We start from the raw sequence: 13,254 nt of genomic DNA, 5'->3' as shown, positions 1-13,254 counted from the left end.
ACCTCAGTTCGACGGCGACCAGTAGTCGAGCATCTGCGCGAACGTCGTGAACGCCGCGCCCGAGACGCCGTACGTCGCCTCCAGGTGGACGCTCAGCGGGAACCCGAGGCCGCCGACGCCGTCGACCACCCGCTTGTACAGGTCGAGCATCAGCTTGCGGCGCTGCTCAGGCTCACTGGCGGCCAGCGTCTTGACGAACTCCTGCTCGGCTGCGACCACCGCGTTGCCCGGATCCTGGATCAGCCAGTTGATCAGCCCCACCCGGTTCTCGAACGTCGGGACGAAGCCGAACGACAGCAGGATCTCCGGGCGGTGGTCACTGTTCTTGGCGAACTCGGTCAGGAAGCCGACGATCGCCTCCGAATACAGCAGCTGGGTCAGCCCGAACGTCGCACCCCGGTCGCACTTGAAATTGAACCGGCCGACCTCGTCGGCGCGGGTCGGGATCAGGATCACGCCGCGGTTGGGCACCAGGTCGCCGAAGGTGGCCAGCGCGTCGGTGGGTGCCACACCGGAACCCTCCCCGTCGGCCATGGTGCGGGGCACGCCCACGAAGACGACGCCCTCGATGCCGGCGTCGCACAGCTCGGTGACCCGGCCGCGCAGCGACGCCTCGTCGGAGAACGCGGTGACCTGGGTGCACAGCCCGGCCATCGGCGCCAACTCCGGCTTGATCGTCTTCCAGAAGTCCAGCACGTCGAGCTTGGGCTTCATCTCGACCGGGCGGTCGTCCTCCTCGGCGATCATTCCCGGCATCAGAATGTGCTGGATCCGGCCCGCGATGCCGGCCTCGTCGGCGAACCGCAACACCTTGTGCGCTTCCTCGATCGCCTGCTCGTGGCCGCGATCCAGATTCGGCGGGACGAGCTCCAGTGCGATGGTGTTCATGGCCACGAGGGCGCTCCTCATCAGATCGTCCGGATCGGTCCGTTGTCGGCACCCGAACCGGCACCGGCACAAGAACGGTGAGCTTAGCGAAGGTCGCGGCGAATCTCGGCAGCCGGTGCGACTGCCCGGCCGCTGCCGGTCGCAATCCCCTTCGGACTTCCGGTTCGGAGGTAGTGGCACACTCTACGCTGAACGCACGCCGAGCTACGTCGCAGAAGAGAAAGGGGCGCCGCGCTGAGCATCAAAGCAGCGGCACCGTCAGCCTCCGAGTTGGCCGGCGCCATCACCGAACGGTTGCGCGATCACCTGCGTGACCGGCGACGCGACACCGCCTACATCGGCGGCGCGTACGAAGACCTGGTCGACGGCCTCGAGGCGTTCGTGCTCAGCGGCGGCAAACGGCTACGGCCGGCGTTCGCCTACTGGGGTTGGCGCGCGGTGACCGGCCGCGACGCCGACGACCGCGAACTGCTGTTGTTCTCCGCGCTCGAACTGCTGCACGCCTGCGCACTGGTGCACGACGACGTGATCGACGCGTCGGCGACCCGCCGCGGCAGCCTCACCGCGCACCGCAAGTTCACCGAACTGCACCGGGACCGCGATTGGCGGGGCAATGCCGACCAGTTCGGGATATCGGCCGCCATTCTGCTCGGCGACCTGGCGCTGGTCTGGGCCGACGACATCGTCGGCGAGACCGACCTGCCCGCTGATGCCCACCGCCGGGTCCGGCGGGTCTGGTCCGACATCCGCACCGAGGTGCTGGGCGGGCAGTACCTGGACATCGTCGCCGAGGCCAGCGGGGTCGAGTCGATCGCGTCGGCGATGACGGTCAACACCTACAAAACGGCGTCCTACACGGTGGTGCGTCCCCTGCAACTCGGTGTCGCCGCCGCCGCCGACCGGCCGGATCTGCAGGCACTCTTCCACGAGCTTGGCACCGACCTCGGGGTGGCGTTTCAGCTCCGCGACGACGTGCTCGGTGTCTTCGGCGACCCGGAGGTGACCGGCAAGCCGTCCGGCGACGACCTGCGCTCGGGCAAGCGCACCGTGCTGGTCGCCGAGGCGGTGAAGCTCGCCGATGCGACCGACCCGGTCGCGGCCGAGCGGCTGCGGGCCGGGCTCGGCACCGACCTCACCGACGCGCAGGTCGGTGAGCTGTGCGCGATGATCGTGGACATCGGCGCGCTGGCCGCCGTCGAAGACCGGATCAGCGAACTGACCGGACGCGCGGTAGTCGCGCTGACGGCCGCCCCCATCGATGACGTCGCAAAAGCCGGACTGGCGGAATTGGCCCGACGGGTCGCCGACCGGTCCGCCTGACCCGCCCGCGGAGTGCCCATGCCTACCCCCACCGTTCCGGACGCCCAGCCGGCCGGCCCCCTGGCCCGGCTGTGGCGGTTCGCCGCCGGCCCGCAGGCCGGTCCGGCCTGGCTCGGCTGCCTGGGCGCGCTGCTGATCACCGTGGGCGGACTCGGCGCCGGCAGCACCCGCACTCACGACCCGGTGCTCGAATCGCTGCACCTGTCCTGGCTGCGGTTCGGTCACGGCCTGGTGCTGTCCTCGGTGCTGCTGTGGGCCGGCGTCGCGGTGATGCTGCTGGCCTGGCTGGGGCTGGGCCGGTGGGTGCTGGACGGGACCGCCTCGGAGTACACCCTGGTCGCCAGCACCGGGTTCTGGCTGGCACCGCTGCTGCTGTCGGTGCCGGTGTTCAGCCGCGACACCTACTCCTACCTGGCGCAGGGTGCCCTGCTGCGGGACGGCTTCGACCCGTACCAGGTCGGTCCGGTCGACAACCCCAACCCGCTGCTCGACGACGTCAGCCCGATCTGGTCGTCGACGACGGCACCGTACGGGCCGGCCTTCATCCTGATCGCCCGGCTGGTGACGATGCTGGTCGGCGACAACGTGGTGCTCGGGACCATGGTGCTGCGACTGTGCATGCTGCCCGGGCTGGCGCTGCTGATCTGGGCGGCACCGCGGGTGGCCCGGCGGGTCGGCGGCAGCGCCCCGGCCGCGCTGCTGCTGGCGGTGCTCAACCCGCTGGTGATCATCCACCTGATGGGCGGCGTCCACAACGAGATGCTGATGGTCGGCCTGATGATCGCCGGTATCGCGCTGACCCTGGACCGGCGGCCGGTCGCCGGCGTCGCACTGGTGGCGCTGGCGGCCGCGGTCAAGGCGACGGCCGCGATCGCCCTGCCGTTCCTGGTGTGGGTGTGGATGCGCCAACTGCGTGAACGCCCCGGTTACCGTGCACCGCTGGCGTTCGGCGCTGCCACGGCGATCTCCGGGCTGATCGTCGTGGCGGTGTTCGCGGCGCTGTCGACACTGGCCGGGGTCGGCATGGGCTGGCTCACCGCGCTGCTGGCCGGCAACGTGAAGATCATCAACTGGCTGACGATCCCCACCGCGGCCGCCAACCTGATCCACACCGTCGCCGGACTGTTCGTCTCGATGAACTTCTGGACGGTGCTGCACGCCGCCCGCCTCATCGGAATCGTGGTGATCGCGCTGGCACTGCCGGTGCTGTGGTGGCGGGCCCGCGCCGACGACCGCGCCGCGGTCAGCGGCATCGCCTGGGCCATGCTGGTCGTGGTGCTGTTCGTGCCGGCGGCACTGCCCTGGTACTACACCTGGCCGCTGGCCGTGGCAGCGACGGTGGTCAACTCACCGACGGCGATCGCCAACATCGCCGCCGCGTCCACCTGGATCATGGTCATCTTCAAACCCGATGGCGCCCACGGCATGTACGCCTGGGGCCATGTGCTTGCCGCGACCGGCTGCGCGGTGTTCGCCTGGTACCGGTTGGCCCGGCGCCCGGCGCCGGTCAGCGCACCGTCGGTCAGTACGCCATAGCCTGCGCCCGGCGCATCACCTCACGCGCCTGGTGCGCGTGCAGGGCGTCGATCGGGCGGGCGTTGGGGACCGGTTCCCGCAGACCGTCCCGGGTGACCGACAGCGACGGGTCCGGCGTGAACAGCCACCGCACCACGTCGGTCTTTTCGTAGCCGCCGTCGTAGAGCACGGCCAGCAGCCCCGGCAGACTCCGGACCACCGCGCCGGTGTCGGTGAAGAACAGCTGCGGGATCACCAGAGCGCCGTCCCTGCGGACCGCCACCAGATTGTTATCCCGGAGATGCTGATGCACCCTGGTCACCGGCACACCGAGCAACGCGGCGACCTCGGGCAGGTTGTATGTCGGCTCGTCGGCGGCGAGGACGTCGTCGCTGGCCGGAATGCTACTCACGCCGACCAGTTTAGAAGCCGCCCCGACAGCGTCTGCAGATCCACCGGGCGACCGCGCCCGCGGCCTACCATTAGCCCCGTGACTGTGGCTATGGGCGCCGACCCGCTGGTGGGTGCCCTGCTGGACGGCCGCTACCGGATCGAGGCGCCGATCGCCACCGGTGGCACGTCCACGGTGTACCGCGGTCTCGACGAGCGACTGGACCGGCCGATCGCCGTGAAGGTGATGGATCCCCGCTACACCGGCGATCAGCAGTTCCTGACCCGGTTCCAGCGGGAGGCGCGCGCCGTCGCCCGACTCAAGGACCCCGGTCTGGTGGCCGTGTACGACCAGGGCCTCGGTACGCCGCAGGGCGCCGAACACCCGTTCCTGGTGATGGAACTCGTCGAGGGCGGAACGCTGCGCGAGTTGCTGAACGAACGCGGCCCGATGCCGCCGCACGCCGTCGCCGCGGTGCTGCGCCCGGTGCTGGGCGCACTCGGCGTCGCGCACCGCGCCGGACTGGTGCACCGCGACATCAAGCCGGAGAACATCCTGATATCCACCGACGGCGAGGTGAAGGTCGCCGATTTCGGACTGGTCCGCGCGATCGCGGCGGCCGGGATCACCTCGACCAGTGTGATTCTGGGGACCGCTGCCTACCTCTCCCCCGAGCAGGTCCGGGACGGTGACGCCGGCCCGCCCAGCGACGTCTACGGGGTCGGCGTGCTGACCTACGAACTGCTGACCGGCCGGACCCCGTTCACCGGCGACTCCACCCTGGCCATCGCCTATCAGCGGCTGGACCGCGACGTGCCGCCGCCCAGCTCCGCGATCGACGGTGTGCCAAGGGAATTCGATGAGTTGGTGGCCCGCGCGACCGCCCTCGACCCGGCCCGCCGCTATCCCGACGGGATCGCGATGGCCGATGCGGTCGACGCGATCACCCACCGGCTGGGGCTGCCCCCGTTCCGGGTGCCGGCGCCGCAGCGCTTCGCCCGGCACGGCGCAGCCCGTCCCGGCCGGAGGCCCAGCCCCACCCTGCACCTGCCCCGCGACCCCCGAGACCCGGCCGCGGACGACGATCTCGATGACGAATATCAGTCGGCGGCAGCGGAATTCGCCGGGGTGGAACTGAGCCGGTTCGCACTGGAGCGTGCCCACGCGCGCCGCATGACGGTGATCTGGCTGGCGGTGGTGTTCGCGCTCACCGGCCTGGTGGCCGCGGTGGCGTGGACGCTGGGCAACAGCGTCGGCGCACTGATCTAGCGCATCCCCGCCGAGCGTGCAGAATCGTCCGCCAAAACCCCAGGTCGGGGCGGATCATTCTGCACGCTCAGCGAAGAAGAGAGCTGGGTCTAGCCGCGCAGCATCTCGGCGACGAGGAACGCCAATTCCAGGCTCTGCTGGGTGTTCAGCCGCGGGTCGCAGGCGGTCTCGTAGCGGCCGCCGAGGTCCGCATCTGAAATGTCCTGTGCCCCACCGAGGCACTCGGTGACGTTCTCGCCGGTGAACTCCAGGTGCACGCCGCCCGGGTGGGTGCCCAGCGCGTTGTGTACCTCGAAGAAGCCCTGCACCTCGTCGACGATCCGGTCGAAGTGGCGGGTCTTGTGGCCGGTGGACGCCTCGTGGGTGTTGCCGTGCATCGGGTCGCACTGCCAGATCACCTGATGCCCGGTGGCCTGCACCTTCTCGATGATCGGCGGCAGCAGGTCGCGGACCTTTCCGTTGCCCATCCGGCCGATCAGCGTGAGCCGGCCCGGAACGTTGTGCGGGTCAAGGCGTTCGACGTATTCGACGGCCTGGTCCGGGGTGGTGGTGGGGCCGAGTTTCACGCCGATCGGGTTGGCGATCACCTCGGCCAGCGCGATATGCGCGTGGTCGAGCTGACGGGTCCGCTCCCCGATCCACAGGTAGTGCGCCGACAGGTCGTAGAGCTGCGGCTTGCCGTCGATGTCGGCCATCCGCAGCATGGCCCGCTCGTAATCGAGCACCAGCGCCTCATGGCTGGCGTAGATCTCCGCGGTCTGCAGCTCCCGGTCGGCAACCCCGCAGGCGCTCATGAACTTCAGGCCGCGGTCGATCTCCCCGGCCAGCGCCTCGTAGCGGGCACCCGCCGGCGAGGTGCGGACGAATTCCCGGTTCCAGTCGTGCACCAGTTCCAGCGACGCCAGCCCCGACGACGTCAGCGCCCGCACCAAGTTCATCGCCGCGCTGGCGTTGGCGTAGGCCCGCACCAGCCGGGACGGGTCGTGCTCCCGCACCGCGGGGTCGGCGGCCAGGCCGTTGACCATGTCGCCTCGGTAGGACTTCAGGCCCAGCGAATCGATGTCGGCCGAGCGCGGCTTGGCGTACTGGCCGGCGATGCGGGCCAGCTTGACCACCGGCATGGAGGCGCCGTAGGTCAGCACCACCGCCATCTGCAGCAGCGTGCGGATGTTGCCCTTGATGTGCGGCTCGGTGTTGTCGGTGAACGTCTCGGCGCAGTCGCCGCCCTGCAGCAGGAACGCCTCGCCCCGCGCCACCTGGGCCAGCAGCCCCTGCAGCCGAACCACCTCGGAGGCCACCGTGATCGGCGGGACGCTCTCCAGCACCGTGCGCATCGCCCGGGCCTGGTCCGCAGGCCAGCTGGGCTGCTGCACCGCCGGGCGGGCCAGTGCGGCGTCGAGCCGCGCGCGCAGGTCCGCGGGCAGCGGCGGTAGCGCCGGCAGCTGGTCGATCGGTACGTCAACGGTCCAGTTCACCCGTCCATGGTAGCGGGGTGCCGACCTGCGCTGATCAGGCCAGTTCGCTGCCGGTGATCACTCCGAAGCGGCGCAGCTGGTCGCGGGCGTCCACCAGGGCGTCGTGGCTGCCCGCCGACCGCGGCGGCAACCGGGGTTTGCCGCGGTCCTCCCAGAGCTGCCGCAGCTCCCGAGTGAACTTGGGCATGTCCTGCGGCAGTTCGGGCATCGTCCCCCACAGCTGGCAGAGCACGACGTGGTCGTATGCGCCGACCCAGGCCCACAGTTCGATCGGCTCGGCACCGCCGACGCCGACGCCGAGGAACTCCTCCAGGTCGGCGCGGATCCGGCTACGCGAGCGCCACACCTTCGACGCCGGCGACGGCAGCTTGGGCAGCACATGCGTACGCACCCAGGCGCCGGCCCGGCCCGGATCGAATTCGGTGGAGACCGCGTAGTACTCCCGGCCGTCCTCGGCGACCACCCCGATCGAGATCAACTCGATGGTCCGGCCGTCCTCGATGAACTCGGTGTCGTAGAAGTACCTCACCGCTGATATCCGCTCGGCGGTCGAGGCCGGCGCGGTTGCGTCGGAATCGGCATGGTCGGTGCTGCTCCCATCGGTGTGCGCGGAGCCACCGGCGGCGCGGGCCGCACCGGCGGCACGTGCCGAACCGGCGAGGCGATCCGCGGCGGCGGGGCCGGCCGGGTCGGCGGCACCGGACCGGGGTGCCCGGTTGCGGGCGCGCCCTGCTGGCGCAGCCGCGGGATCATGAACTCCACGGTCGGGGCCGATGCGGCACGGACCTCGCGGTCCAGGGTGGCGTCGACCGCCGTCTCGGTGGGCACCTGCGGCCGACCCGCGATCGCGTCCTGCAGCCACAGCTTGGCCTGCACCACCGGCCGGCGCAGCCGACGCTCGCGATCCAGTGCGCGGCGCATCTTCTCGCGGCTGTTCAGGTAGCGCCAGCGGGCCCACGGCGCGTGCGGCCGGGACAGTCGCACCGCGCCGATCACCAGCAGCGGAAAGAAGAACATGCCGATCAGCCCGGTCCAGACCTTGCCCTTGAACACCACCACGACCGCCAGTGGCAGCGCCAGCACCAGACCGGCGAACACCCCGGTGTGGATCAGCGGTGAATGGGTGTCGTGCCACACCGACAGCAGGAAGGTCAGCGGATGAAAACCCAGCACCAGCAGCCCGGTCACCGCGGTGGCGGCGAACACCGCGTCCACCGAGGCCCGGCCGTCCTCCTCCCAGTACACGTCGGACAGGTGCAGGATCAGCGCGTACTCGTCGAGCACCAGGGCCGCGCCGATCCCGAATCCGGTGGCCGCGAGGCTGAACTCGGGTTCGTGGCCGTTGGCGCCGAGCGCCACCAGCGTCACCCCGGCGGTCATGACCAGCAGCACCCCGAACACCACATGGTGGATGTGCACCGACCCGATCTGGACATTGCGCGGCTGCCACCACTTCGGCGTGCCTCCGGTGGCGGTCCGGCCGTGGATGTACCGCACCACACTGCGGGTCACCAGGAACGTCACCAGGAACGCCAGCAGGCAACACAGCAGCGGCAGCTTGCCACGGTCGACGATGTCGTCGCGGAACCAGTCGAGCACCTTAGAGAACGTACAGCGTCCGGGCACACCGCACCGGGATGGCGGCCGGTATGGCGGCGGTGCAGATAGGCTGTCCTGCGACATGACTACTTTGCGGTCGCCCGACCCGGGCCGCCGGCGCGGGGGCGTAACCGCATGGTGGGCGTTCAGCCTGCTGGCGGTCGCGGCGCTGGGTTACACCACGTGGCAGGTGCTGAACAGCACTCCGTACCACATCGACATCGACGTCTACCGGATGGCGGCACAAGCGTGGCGCGACGGGAAACCGCTCTACGGCGACGACTGGTTCCACACCCAGATCGACGGAACGGTGCTGCCGTTCACCTATCCCCCGATCGCCGCGGTGCTGTTCGCCCCGTTCACCTGGGTGCCGCTGGGCAGCGCCACCGCCGCGCTGACGGTGATCTCGACGGCGCTGCTGGTGGTGTCGGTCACGATCGTGCTCACCGGTCTCGACGTGGCCGTCGGGCCCACCGGCTGCGGTCCGCTGTGGTGGCGCCGGGGCATCGTGGCGACGGCGATCGTCGCCGTGGCCGTCTGGGCCGGGGCCGAACCGGTCTGGGCGAACTTCGACTTCGGCCAGATCAACGCGGTGTTGATGACGCTGGTGCTGCTGGACTGCGTGCCGCAGCGCACCCGCTGGCCGCGCGGAGCCCTGCTGGGGGTGGCGGTTGCGCTGAAACTGACCCCGGCGGTGTTCCTGCTGTACTTCCTGCTGCGCCGTGACATCCGCGCCGCGGTGACGACGGTGCTGTCGTTCCTGACGGCGACGGGTGTGGGTTTCCTGCTGGCCTGGCACGACTCCTGGCAGTACTGGACGCACACCGTGCGCAACACCGACCGGATCGGCGGCGCGTCCCTGAACACCAACCAGAACCTGGCCGGTGCGCTGGCCCGCCTGCCGCTCACCGACGGTCAGCGCTCCGCACTGTGGATGGCCGGGTCACTGCTGGTGCTCGCGGTGACGGTGTGGGCGGTCCGCCGGGTGCTGCGGGCCGACCGGCGGGGTGCGCCGATCCTGGCGCTGATCTGCGTGGCGCTGTTCGGACTGGTGGTGTCACCGGTGTCGTGGTCACACCACTGGGTCTGGATGGTGCCCGTGGTGGTCGCGCTCGCCGTGCTCGCGTGGCAGTGGCGATCCGCAGCCCTGGGCATGCTAAGCGCGGCCGGCGCGGCGCTGATGGTGTTCAGCCCGATCGAATTGCTGCCGGAGCACCACGAGGCGGCCGCCGCCGGGTGGCGTCAACTGGCCGGGGCCTCATACGTGTGGTGGGCACTGGCGGTGATCATCACCGCCGGTGCGCTGAAAGCCCGCACCGCGGAGGATCAGCCGGCGGCGGTCTCCGGTATCCGGGCCGAGGGCTGAGCGGGCCGTCCCGCTTCGGACTCACCGTGCGAGGCAGCGTTTTTGACGCTGGCAGCGTAGATGTCGACGTATTCCTGGCCGGTGAGTCGCATCAACTCGTAGATCACCTCGTCGGTGATGGCCCGCTCGATGAAGCGGTTGTCGGCCATCCCCTCGAAGCGGGAGAAGTCCATCGGCTTGCCGAACCGCACCGTAACCCGGGCGAACCGCAGCATCTTGGTGCCGGGCGGGTTGACGACGTTGGTGCCGATCATCGCCACCGGAATCACCGGGACACCGGTGTGCAGTGCCACCCGGGCCAGGCCGGTCTTGCCCTTGTACAGCCGGCCGTCCGGCGACCGGGTGCCCTCCGGGTAGATGCCGAGGAGTTTCCCCTCGGCCAGAAGCCGTTCGGCCGTGCGCAGTGCGGCCTGCGCGGTGTCGGCATCGGTCCGGTCGATCGGCACCTGGCCGACCGCGGTGTAGAACCACCGGGTGAACCAGCCTTTGACGCCCTTGCCGGTGAAGTACTCCGACTTGGCCAGGAAGGTGATCCGGCGCCGCACCACCAGCGGCAGGTAGAAGCTGTCCATCACCGCCAGGTGGTTGCTCGCCAGGATCATCGGCCCGTCGTCAGGGATGTTCTCCAGGCCTTCGACCTTCGGTCGACCGATCAGCGCCAGCAGGGGTCCCAGGAGCACGTACTTGAACAGCCAGTACCACATAGCCCCACCCTCCTGCTTGCGAACACCGACCGGCGCTCGGCGCCAACTTTACCGACCCGCGGTGGCCGCGGCCAGACAGCGCCGCCTCGAAGGGTCGTCCGCTACTGCTCGACGGTGACGGGGATGTGCTGGTAGCCGGTCTTCGGTGCCGCACCGTCAGGCTCTCGGACGCCGTCCCCCGGTCCATCCGGCGGTGTCGGCGCACCGTCGCCGAACACCGCCCGGATCACGTCCAGCAGCGCCACACTGTGCTCCGCGACGATCGTGAGCAGCGGGTGCTCCTCACCGGCGGCCAGCGCCACCAGCGCGCACACCGGGCACCAGACCTGTTGGCACTTGCCGGGGCTGTCGCTCACCGCCAGCAGCGCCGCGGCCCGCACCGCGGGGTCGAGACGGTCCAGGATGGCCTGCGCGAGCCGCCGCAGTTCAGGTCCGAGCTCACCGAGGTCCGGATGCACGCCAGTCACGGGGCCCGCACCTCCTCACCGCTGTTCACCGGCCACACCTGCGGGTCCGGCTGAAACCGCACCGTCAGTTCACTGCCGCGCAACGTCGCGTCGAGCACCGTGCACCGACGCAGCACTGACGCCAACCGCACCCGGCGCCGCGTACCGCCCGCACCGATGATCAAATCGTCGCCGGATCGCCCCAGTGTCAAGGCGCCGGAGTCGATCTGCGGCAACTCTAGCCGCAGTCGGTACACCGCTCCCAGCCCGGAACCCGACTCCCGGTCGACGACGGGCCGCAGCGGACCCGGCGGCGGCGACCCGCCCCGGCGCCGGCCGGCCTCGACGAGTTCGCCCAGCGACTTGGGACCGATCGGCTCTTCCGCCAGATGCGGGATCAGCACCATCGCCACATCGCCGATGGTGCGGTCCAACTCCTCGAGCACCGTCTGCTGCTCGTGGATCCGCCGGGCGTACCAGTCGAACGCCGGATGCGCCGGAAGATTGACGTAGGCGTACGAATCATCTTGCAGCAGAACCTGGTTGACGAGCATCTCTTCGACGCGCACCCCGCTCAGCGCCAGCGCGCCGAGCGTGCGCACCGCTTCGGCGGCAACCACCCGTTCGGCGGTCAGCACCAGGTGCGCGCCGACCGTCGCCTCGTCGGTGAGCAGCGTGGCGAGTCGCTCGACCGCGGCGCTGACCCGCTCGGTCAACTCGACCAGGGCGACTGATCGGCCGTCGTCGATCACGCTGAGCCGACGGTGCCGGGGCCAGGCCCGCTCGGTGTAGAGCGCGACGGTGGCCGGCAGGGTCAGCATCCGCATCGCATCGGCGGTCGACGCGCAGTCGACGACGATCCGATCCCACCGGCCGGCGCCGGCCAACTCCCCGACCTCGTGCAGGCCGAGCACCTCCTGAACGCCGGGCAGCGCGGAAAGTTCTTCGGGCGCAACATCACCCAGATCGGATTCCGGGAAGCGCCCGGCCAGCACCGCCGACACGTCACGCCAGTGCCGTTCGAGCAGTGCCAGGGTGTCCAGTGCCAGCACGTCGAGGGTGCCGGCACCCAGGCCGGCGTCGTCGACCACAACCCGGACCGGGTCGCGGTCACCGCTGGGCGGCACCGCGACGCCGAGCACGTCGCCGAGCGAATGCGCCTGGTCGGTGGAGATCAACAGCACCCGAGCACCCGAGCACGCCTGCTCGACAGCGGTGGCCGCCGCCAGAGTGGACTTGCCGACCCCGCCTTTACCGACGAACAGGCTGATCCGGGCCCGACCAGCCGAAGCGGACGTCACTGGCTCGGTCGGGCTCACTCAGCCTCGGCTCGTTTCTTCAGGTCCTTCAGCGCGGTGTCGGTCAGCCGCCGCTCCGCCTTGCGCTTGAGCAGCCCAATCATCGGGATCATCAGATCCACCGACAGTTCGTAGACGACCTCGGTGCCGGATCCCTTGGGCAACAGGCGATATTCGCCGTCGAGCGCCTTCAGCAGCGAACTGGAGATCAGCGACCAGCGCACCGTGCGGCGGTCAGCGGACCAGTCGTAGGCCAGCGTCATCGTGTCGGTGAGGACCGCGGCGTCCAGCCTCAGCCGCGCCACCTTCGGGTAGCCGTCAGCGTCGGTCTCGAGCACCTCGGCCTCTTTGTACTCCGAGACCCAGTCCGGGTAGGCGCCGATATCGGCGATCACCTTCATCACCGTGCCCGGATCGGCGTCGATGAAGATCGTCTGCGCTGTCTTGTCCGCCACCTGGTTACTTCCCTAAGTCGTCTGCGCCTGCCACCGGCCCTCGGCAGAAACGGTACCCCGCAGTGCCCGCCGCCGGATCGGTCAGGCCGACGCCGACGGGGCGACGCCGACCGGCCGGGAGCGCTCCGCCTCGGACTTGACCTCGAAAGCCATCCGCTTGCCGGCCACCCGACGGCTGTGCGTGAGCTTGGCCAGGTTCAGCCGGGCGAGTGCCTTGCCGGTGACCCCGGCGGGCTCGGCGTGCAGGAAATAGTGCAGGACGACGCCGTCGAGCACCTCCTCCAGCCAGATCTCCATGGTGCCGGTCAGCGGCCCGGCCACCGTCCAGCGGATGCCCTTGTCCGCCCGGTCCTCGACCACCTGGAGTTGCAGGTCGGGGAACCACCGGCGCCAACTCGACGGGTCGGAGACCGCGGCGCCGACCCGCACACCCGGTGCGGCGACGAACGTCTCGTCGGCAACCTGGATACTGTTCATCGCCCTAGCTTCACACACGGCGGCGTCCGGACGGAACGCCGAGCAGAGGTA

General features: G+C 70.1%; 13 protein-coding genes and 1 pseudogene. 4 read left to right on the top strand and 10 right to left on the bottom strand.

The genetic code is table 11. The features are described 5' to 3' along the window. Nucleotides 1-3: 3 nt before the first annotated feature. A complete protein-coding gene (locus KIH27_RS05175; RefSeq protein ID WP_214091863.1) occupies nt 4-894 on the bottom strand; it encodes a mycobacterial-type methylenetetrahydrofolate reductase in 891 nt (296 codons plus the stop codon). 234 nt (nt 895-1,128) lie between these two features. Here KIH27_RS05175 and idsA2 point away from each other — a divergent pair, with 234 nt between their 5' ends. Beyond that, nucleotides 1,129-2,208, top strand: coding sequence for a bifunctional (2E,6E)-farnesyl/geranyl diphosphate synthase (gene idsA2 / locus KIH27_RS05170; RefSeq protein WP_214091969.1), 1,080 nt, complete (start codon nt 1,129-1,131; stop codon nt 2,206-2,208). An 18-nt stretch (nt 2,209-2,226) separates the two neighbouring features. Then, nucleotides 2,227-3,744 carry an alpha-(1->6)-mannopyranosyltransferase A gene (locus tag KIH27_RS05165; RefSeq protein WP_214091861.1) on the top strand — a complete coding sequence of 506 codons (1,518 nt, stop codon included), beginning with the start codon at nt 2,227-2,229 and terminating at the stop codon, nt 3,742-3,744. Here the strand turns inward: KIH27_RS05165 and KIH27_RS05160 are convergent. Then, nucleotides 3,731-4,135, bottom strand: coding sequence for an Rv2175c family DNA-binding protein (locus KIH27_RS05160; RefSeq protein ID WP_214091860.1), 405 nt, complete (start codon nt 4,133-4,135; stop codon nt 3,731-3,733). The two genes, KIH27_RS05165 and KIH27_RS05160, sit on opposite strands and share 14 nt — an antisense overlap. Before the next feature lie 90 nt (nt 4,136-4,225). On the opposite strand from KIH27_RS05160, the gene KIH27_RS05155 reads away from it, so the two are divergent. Further along, a complete protein-coding gene (locus tag KIH27_RS05155) occupies nt 4,226-5,383 on the top strand; it encodes a protein kinase domain-containing protein (protein ID WP_214091968.1) in 1,158 nt (385 codons plus the stop codon). A gap of 89 nt (nt 5,384-5,472) precedes the next feature. On the opposite strand, the gene KIH27_RS05150 is transcribed toward KIH27_RS05155, so the two are convergent. The 3 genes and pseudogenes from KIH27_RS05150 to KIH27_RS05140 form a co-directional block, all read right to left on the bottom strand. Continuing rightward, complete coding sequence (locus KIH27_RS05150; protein WP_214091859.1) at nt 5,473-6,858, bottom strand: class II 3-deoxy-7-phosphoheptulonate synthase; 1,386 nt, start codon at nt 6,856-6,858, stop codon at nt 5,473-5,475. Between the two features lie 34 nt (nt 6,859-6,892). Further along, nucleotides 6,893-7,387, bottom strand: a complete 495-nt coding sequence (locus tag KIH27_RS05145; RefSeq protein ID WP_214091858.1) for a polyadenylate-specific 3'-exoribonuclease AS — start codon at nt 7,385-7,387, stop codon at nt 6,893-6,895. Nucleotides 7,388-7,623: 236 nt separating this feature from the next. Then, a pseudogene (locus tag KIH27_RS05140) lies at nt 7,624-8,457 on the bottom strand (hypothetical protein); the annotation flags it as partial. Nucleotides 8,458-8,539: 82 nt separating this feature from the next. Between KIH27_RS05140 and KIH27_RS05135 the strand changes: the two are divergent. Further along, nucleotides 8,540-9,823 (top strand): glycosyltransferase 87 family protein, encoded by a 1,284-nt coding sequence (locus tag KIH27_RS05135; protein ID WP_214091857.1) that lies wholly within the window; start codon nt 8,540-8,542, stop codon nt 9,821-9,823. Here the strand turns inward: KIH27_RS05135 and KIH27_RS05130 are convergent. The 5 genes from KIH27_RS05130 to KIH27_RS05110 form a co-directional block, all read right to left on the bottom strand. Continuing rightward, nucleotides 9,784-10,527: a lysophospholipid acyltransferase family protein gene (locus tag KIH27_RS05130; protein WP_214091856.1), complete on the bottom strand. Its 744-nt coding sequence runs from the start codon at nt 10,525-10,527 to the stop codon at nt 9,784-9,786. The two genes, KIH27_RS05135 and KIH27_RS05130, sit on opposite strands and share 40 nt — an antisense overlap. Nucleotides 10,528-10,628: 101 nt before the next feature. Then, a complete protein-coding gene (locus KIH27_RS05125) occupies nt 10,629-10,994 on the bottom strand; it encodes a hypothetical protein (RefSeq protein WP_214091855.1) in 366 nt (121 codons plus the stop codon). After that, entirely contained in the window at nt 10,991-12,292 is a 1,302-nt protein-coding gene (locus tag KIH27_RS05120) for an ArsA family ATPase (RefSeq protein WP_307856789.1), read from the bottom strand. Before KIH27_RS05120 ends, KIH27_RS05125 begins: the two co-directional genes overlap by 4 nt. After that, nucleotides 12,289-12,726, bottom strand: coding sequence for an SRPBCC family protein (locus tag KIH27_RS05115; RefSeq protein WP_214091854.1), 438 nt, complete (start codon nt 12,724-12,726; stop codon nt 12,289-12,291). Before KIH27_RS05115 ends, KIH27_RS05120 begins: the two co-directional genes overlap by 4 nt. A gap of 81 nt (nt 12,727-12,807) precedes the next feature. Then, a complete protein-coding gene (locus KIH27_RS05110) occupies nt 12,808-13,203 on the bottom strand; it encodes a polyketide cyclase / dehydrase and lipid transport (RefSeq protein WP_214091853.1) in 396 nt (131 codons plus the stop codon). Nucleotides 13,204-13,254 lie beyond the last annotated feature (51 nt).

Origin of the sequence: Mycolicibacter acidiphilus, from assembly GCF_018455725.1 — a bacterium.
GTDB classification, from domain to species: Bacteria; Actinomycetota; Actinomycetes; order Mycobacteriales; family Mycobacteriaceae; genus Mycobacterium; species Mycobacterium acidiphilum.
This window is presented reverse-complemented; position numbering and strand designations above follow the sequence as displayed.

Coding starts and splice junctions, on each gene's coding strand:
- KIH27_RS05110 (WP_214091853.1), bottom strand. CDS start 13,203: ATGAACAGTATCCAGGTTGCCGACGAGACGTTCGTCGCCGCACCGGGT.
- KIH27_RS05135 (WP_214091857.1), top strand. CDS start 8,540: ATGACTACTTTGCGGTCGCCCGACCCGGGCCGCCGGCGCGGGGGCGTA.
- KIH27_RS05130 (WP_214091856.1), bottom strand. CDS start 10,527: ATGTGGTACTGGCTGTTCAAGTACGTGCTCCTGGGACCCCTGCTGGCG.
- KIH27_RS05165 (WP_214091861.1), top strand. CDS start 2,227: ATGCCTACCCCCACCGTTCCGGACGCCCAGCCGGCCGGCCCCCTGGCC.
- KIH27_RS05155 (WP_214091968.1), top strand. CDS start 4,226: ATGGGCGCCGACCCGCTGGTGGGTGCCCTGCTGGACGGCCGCTACCGG.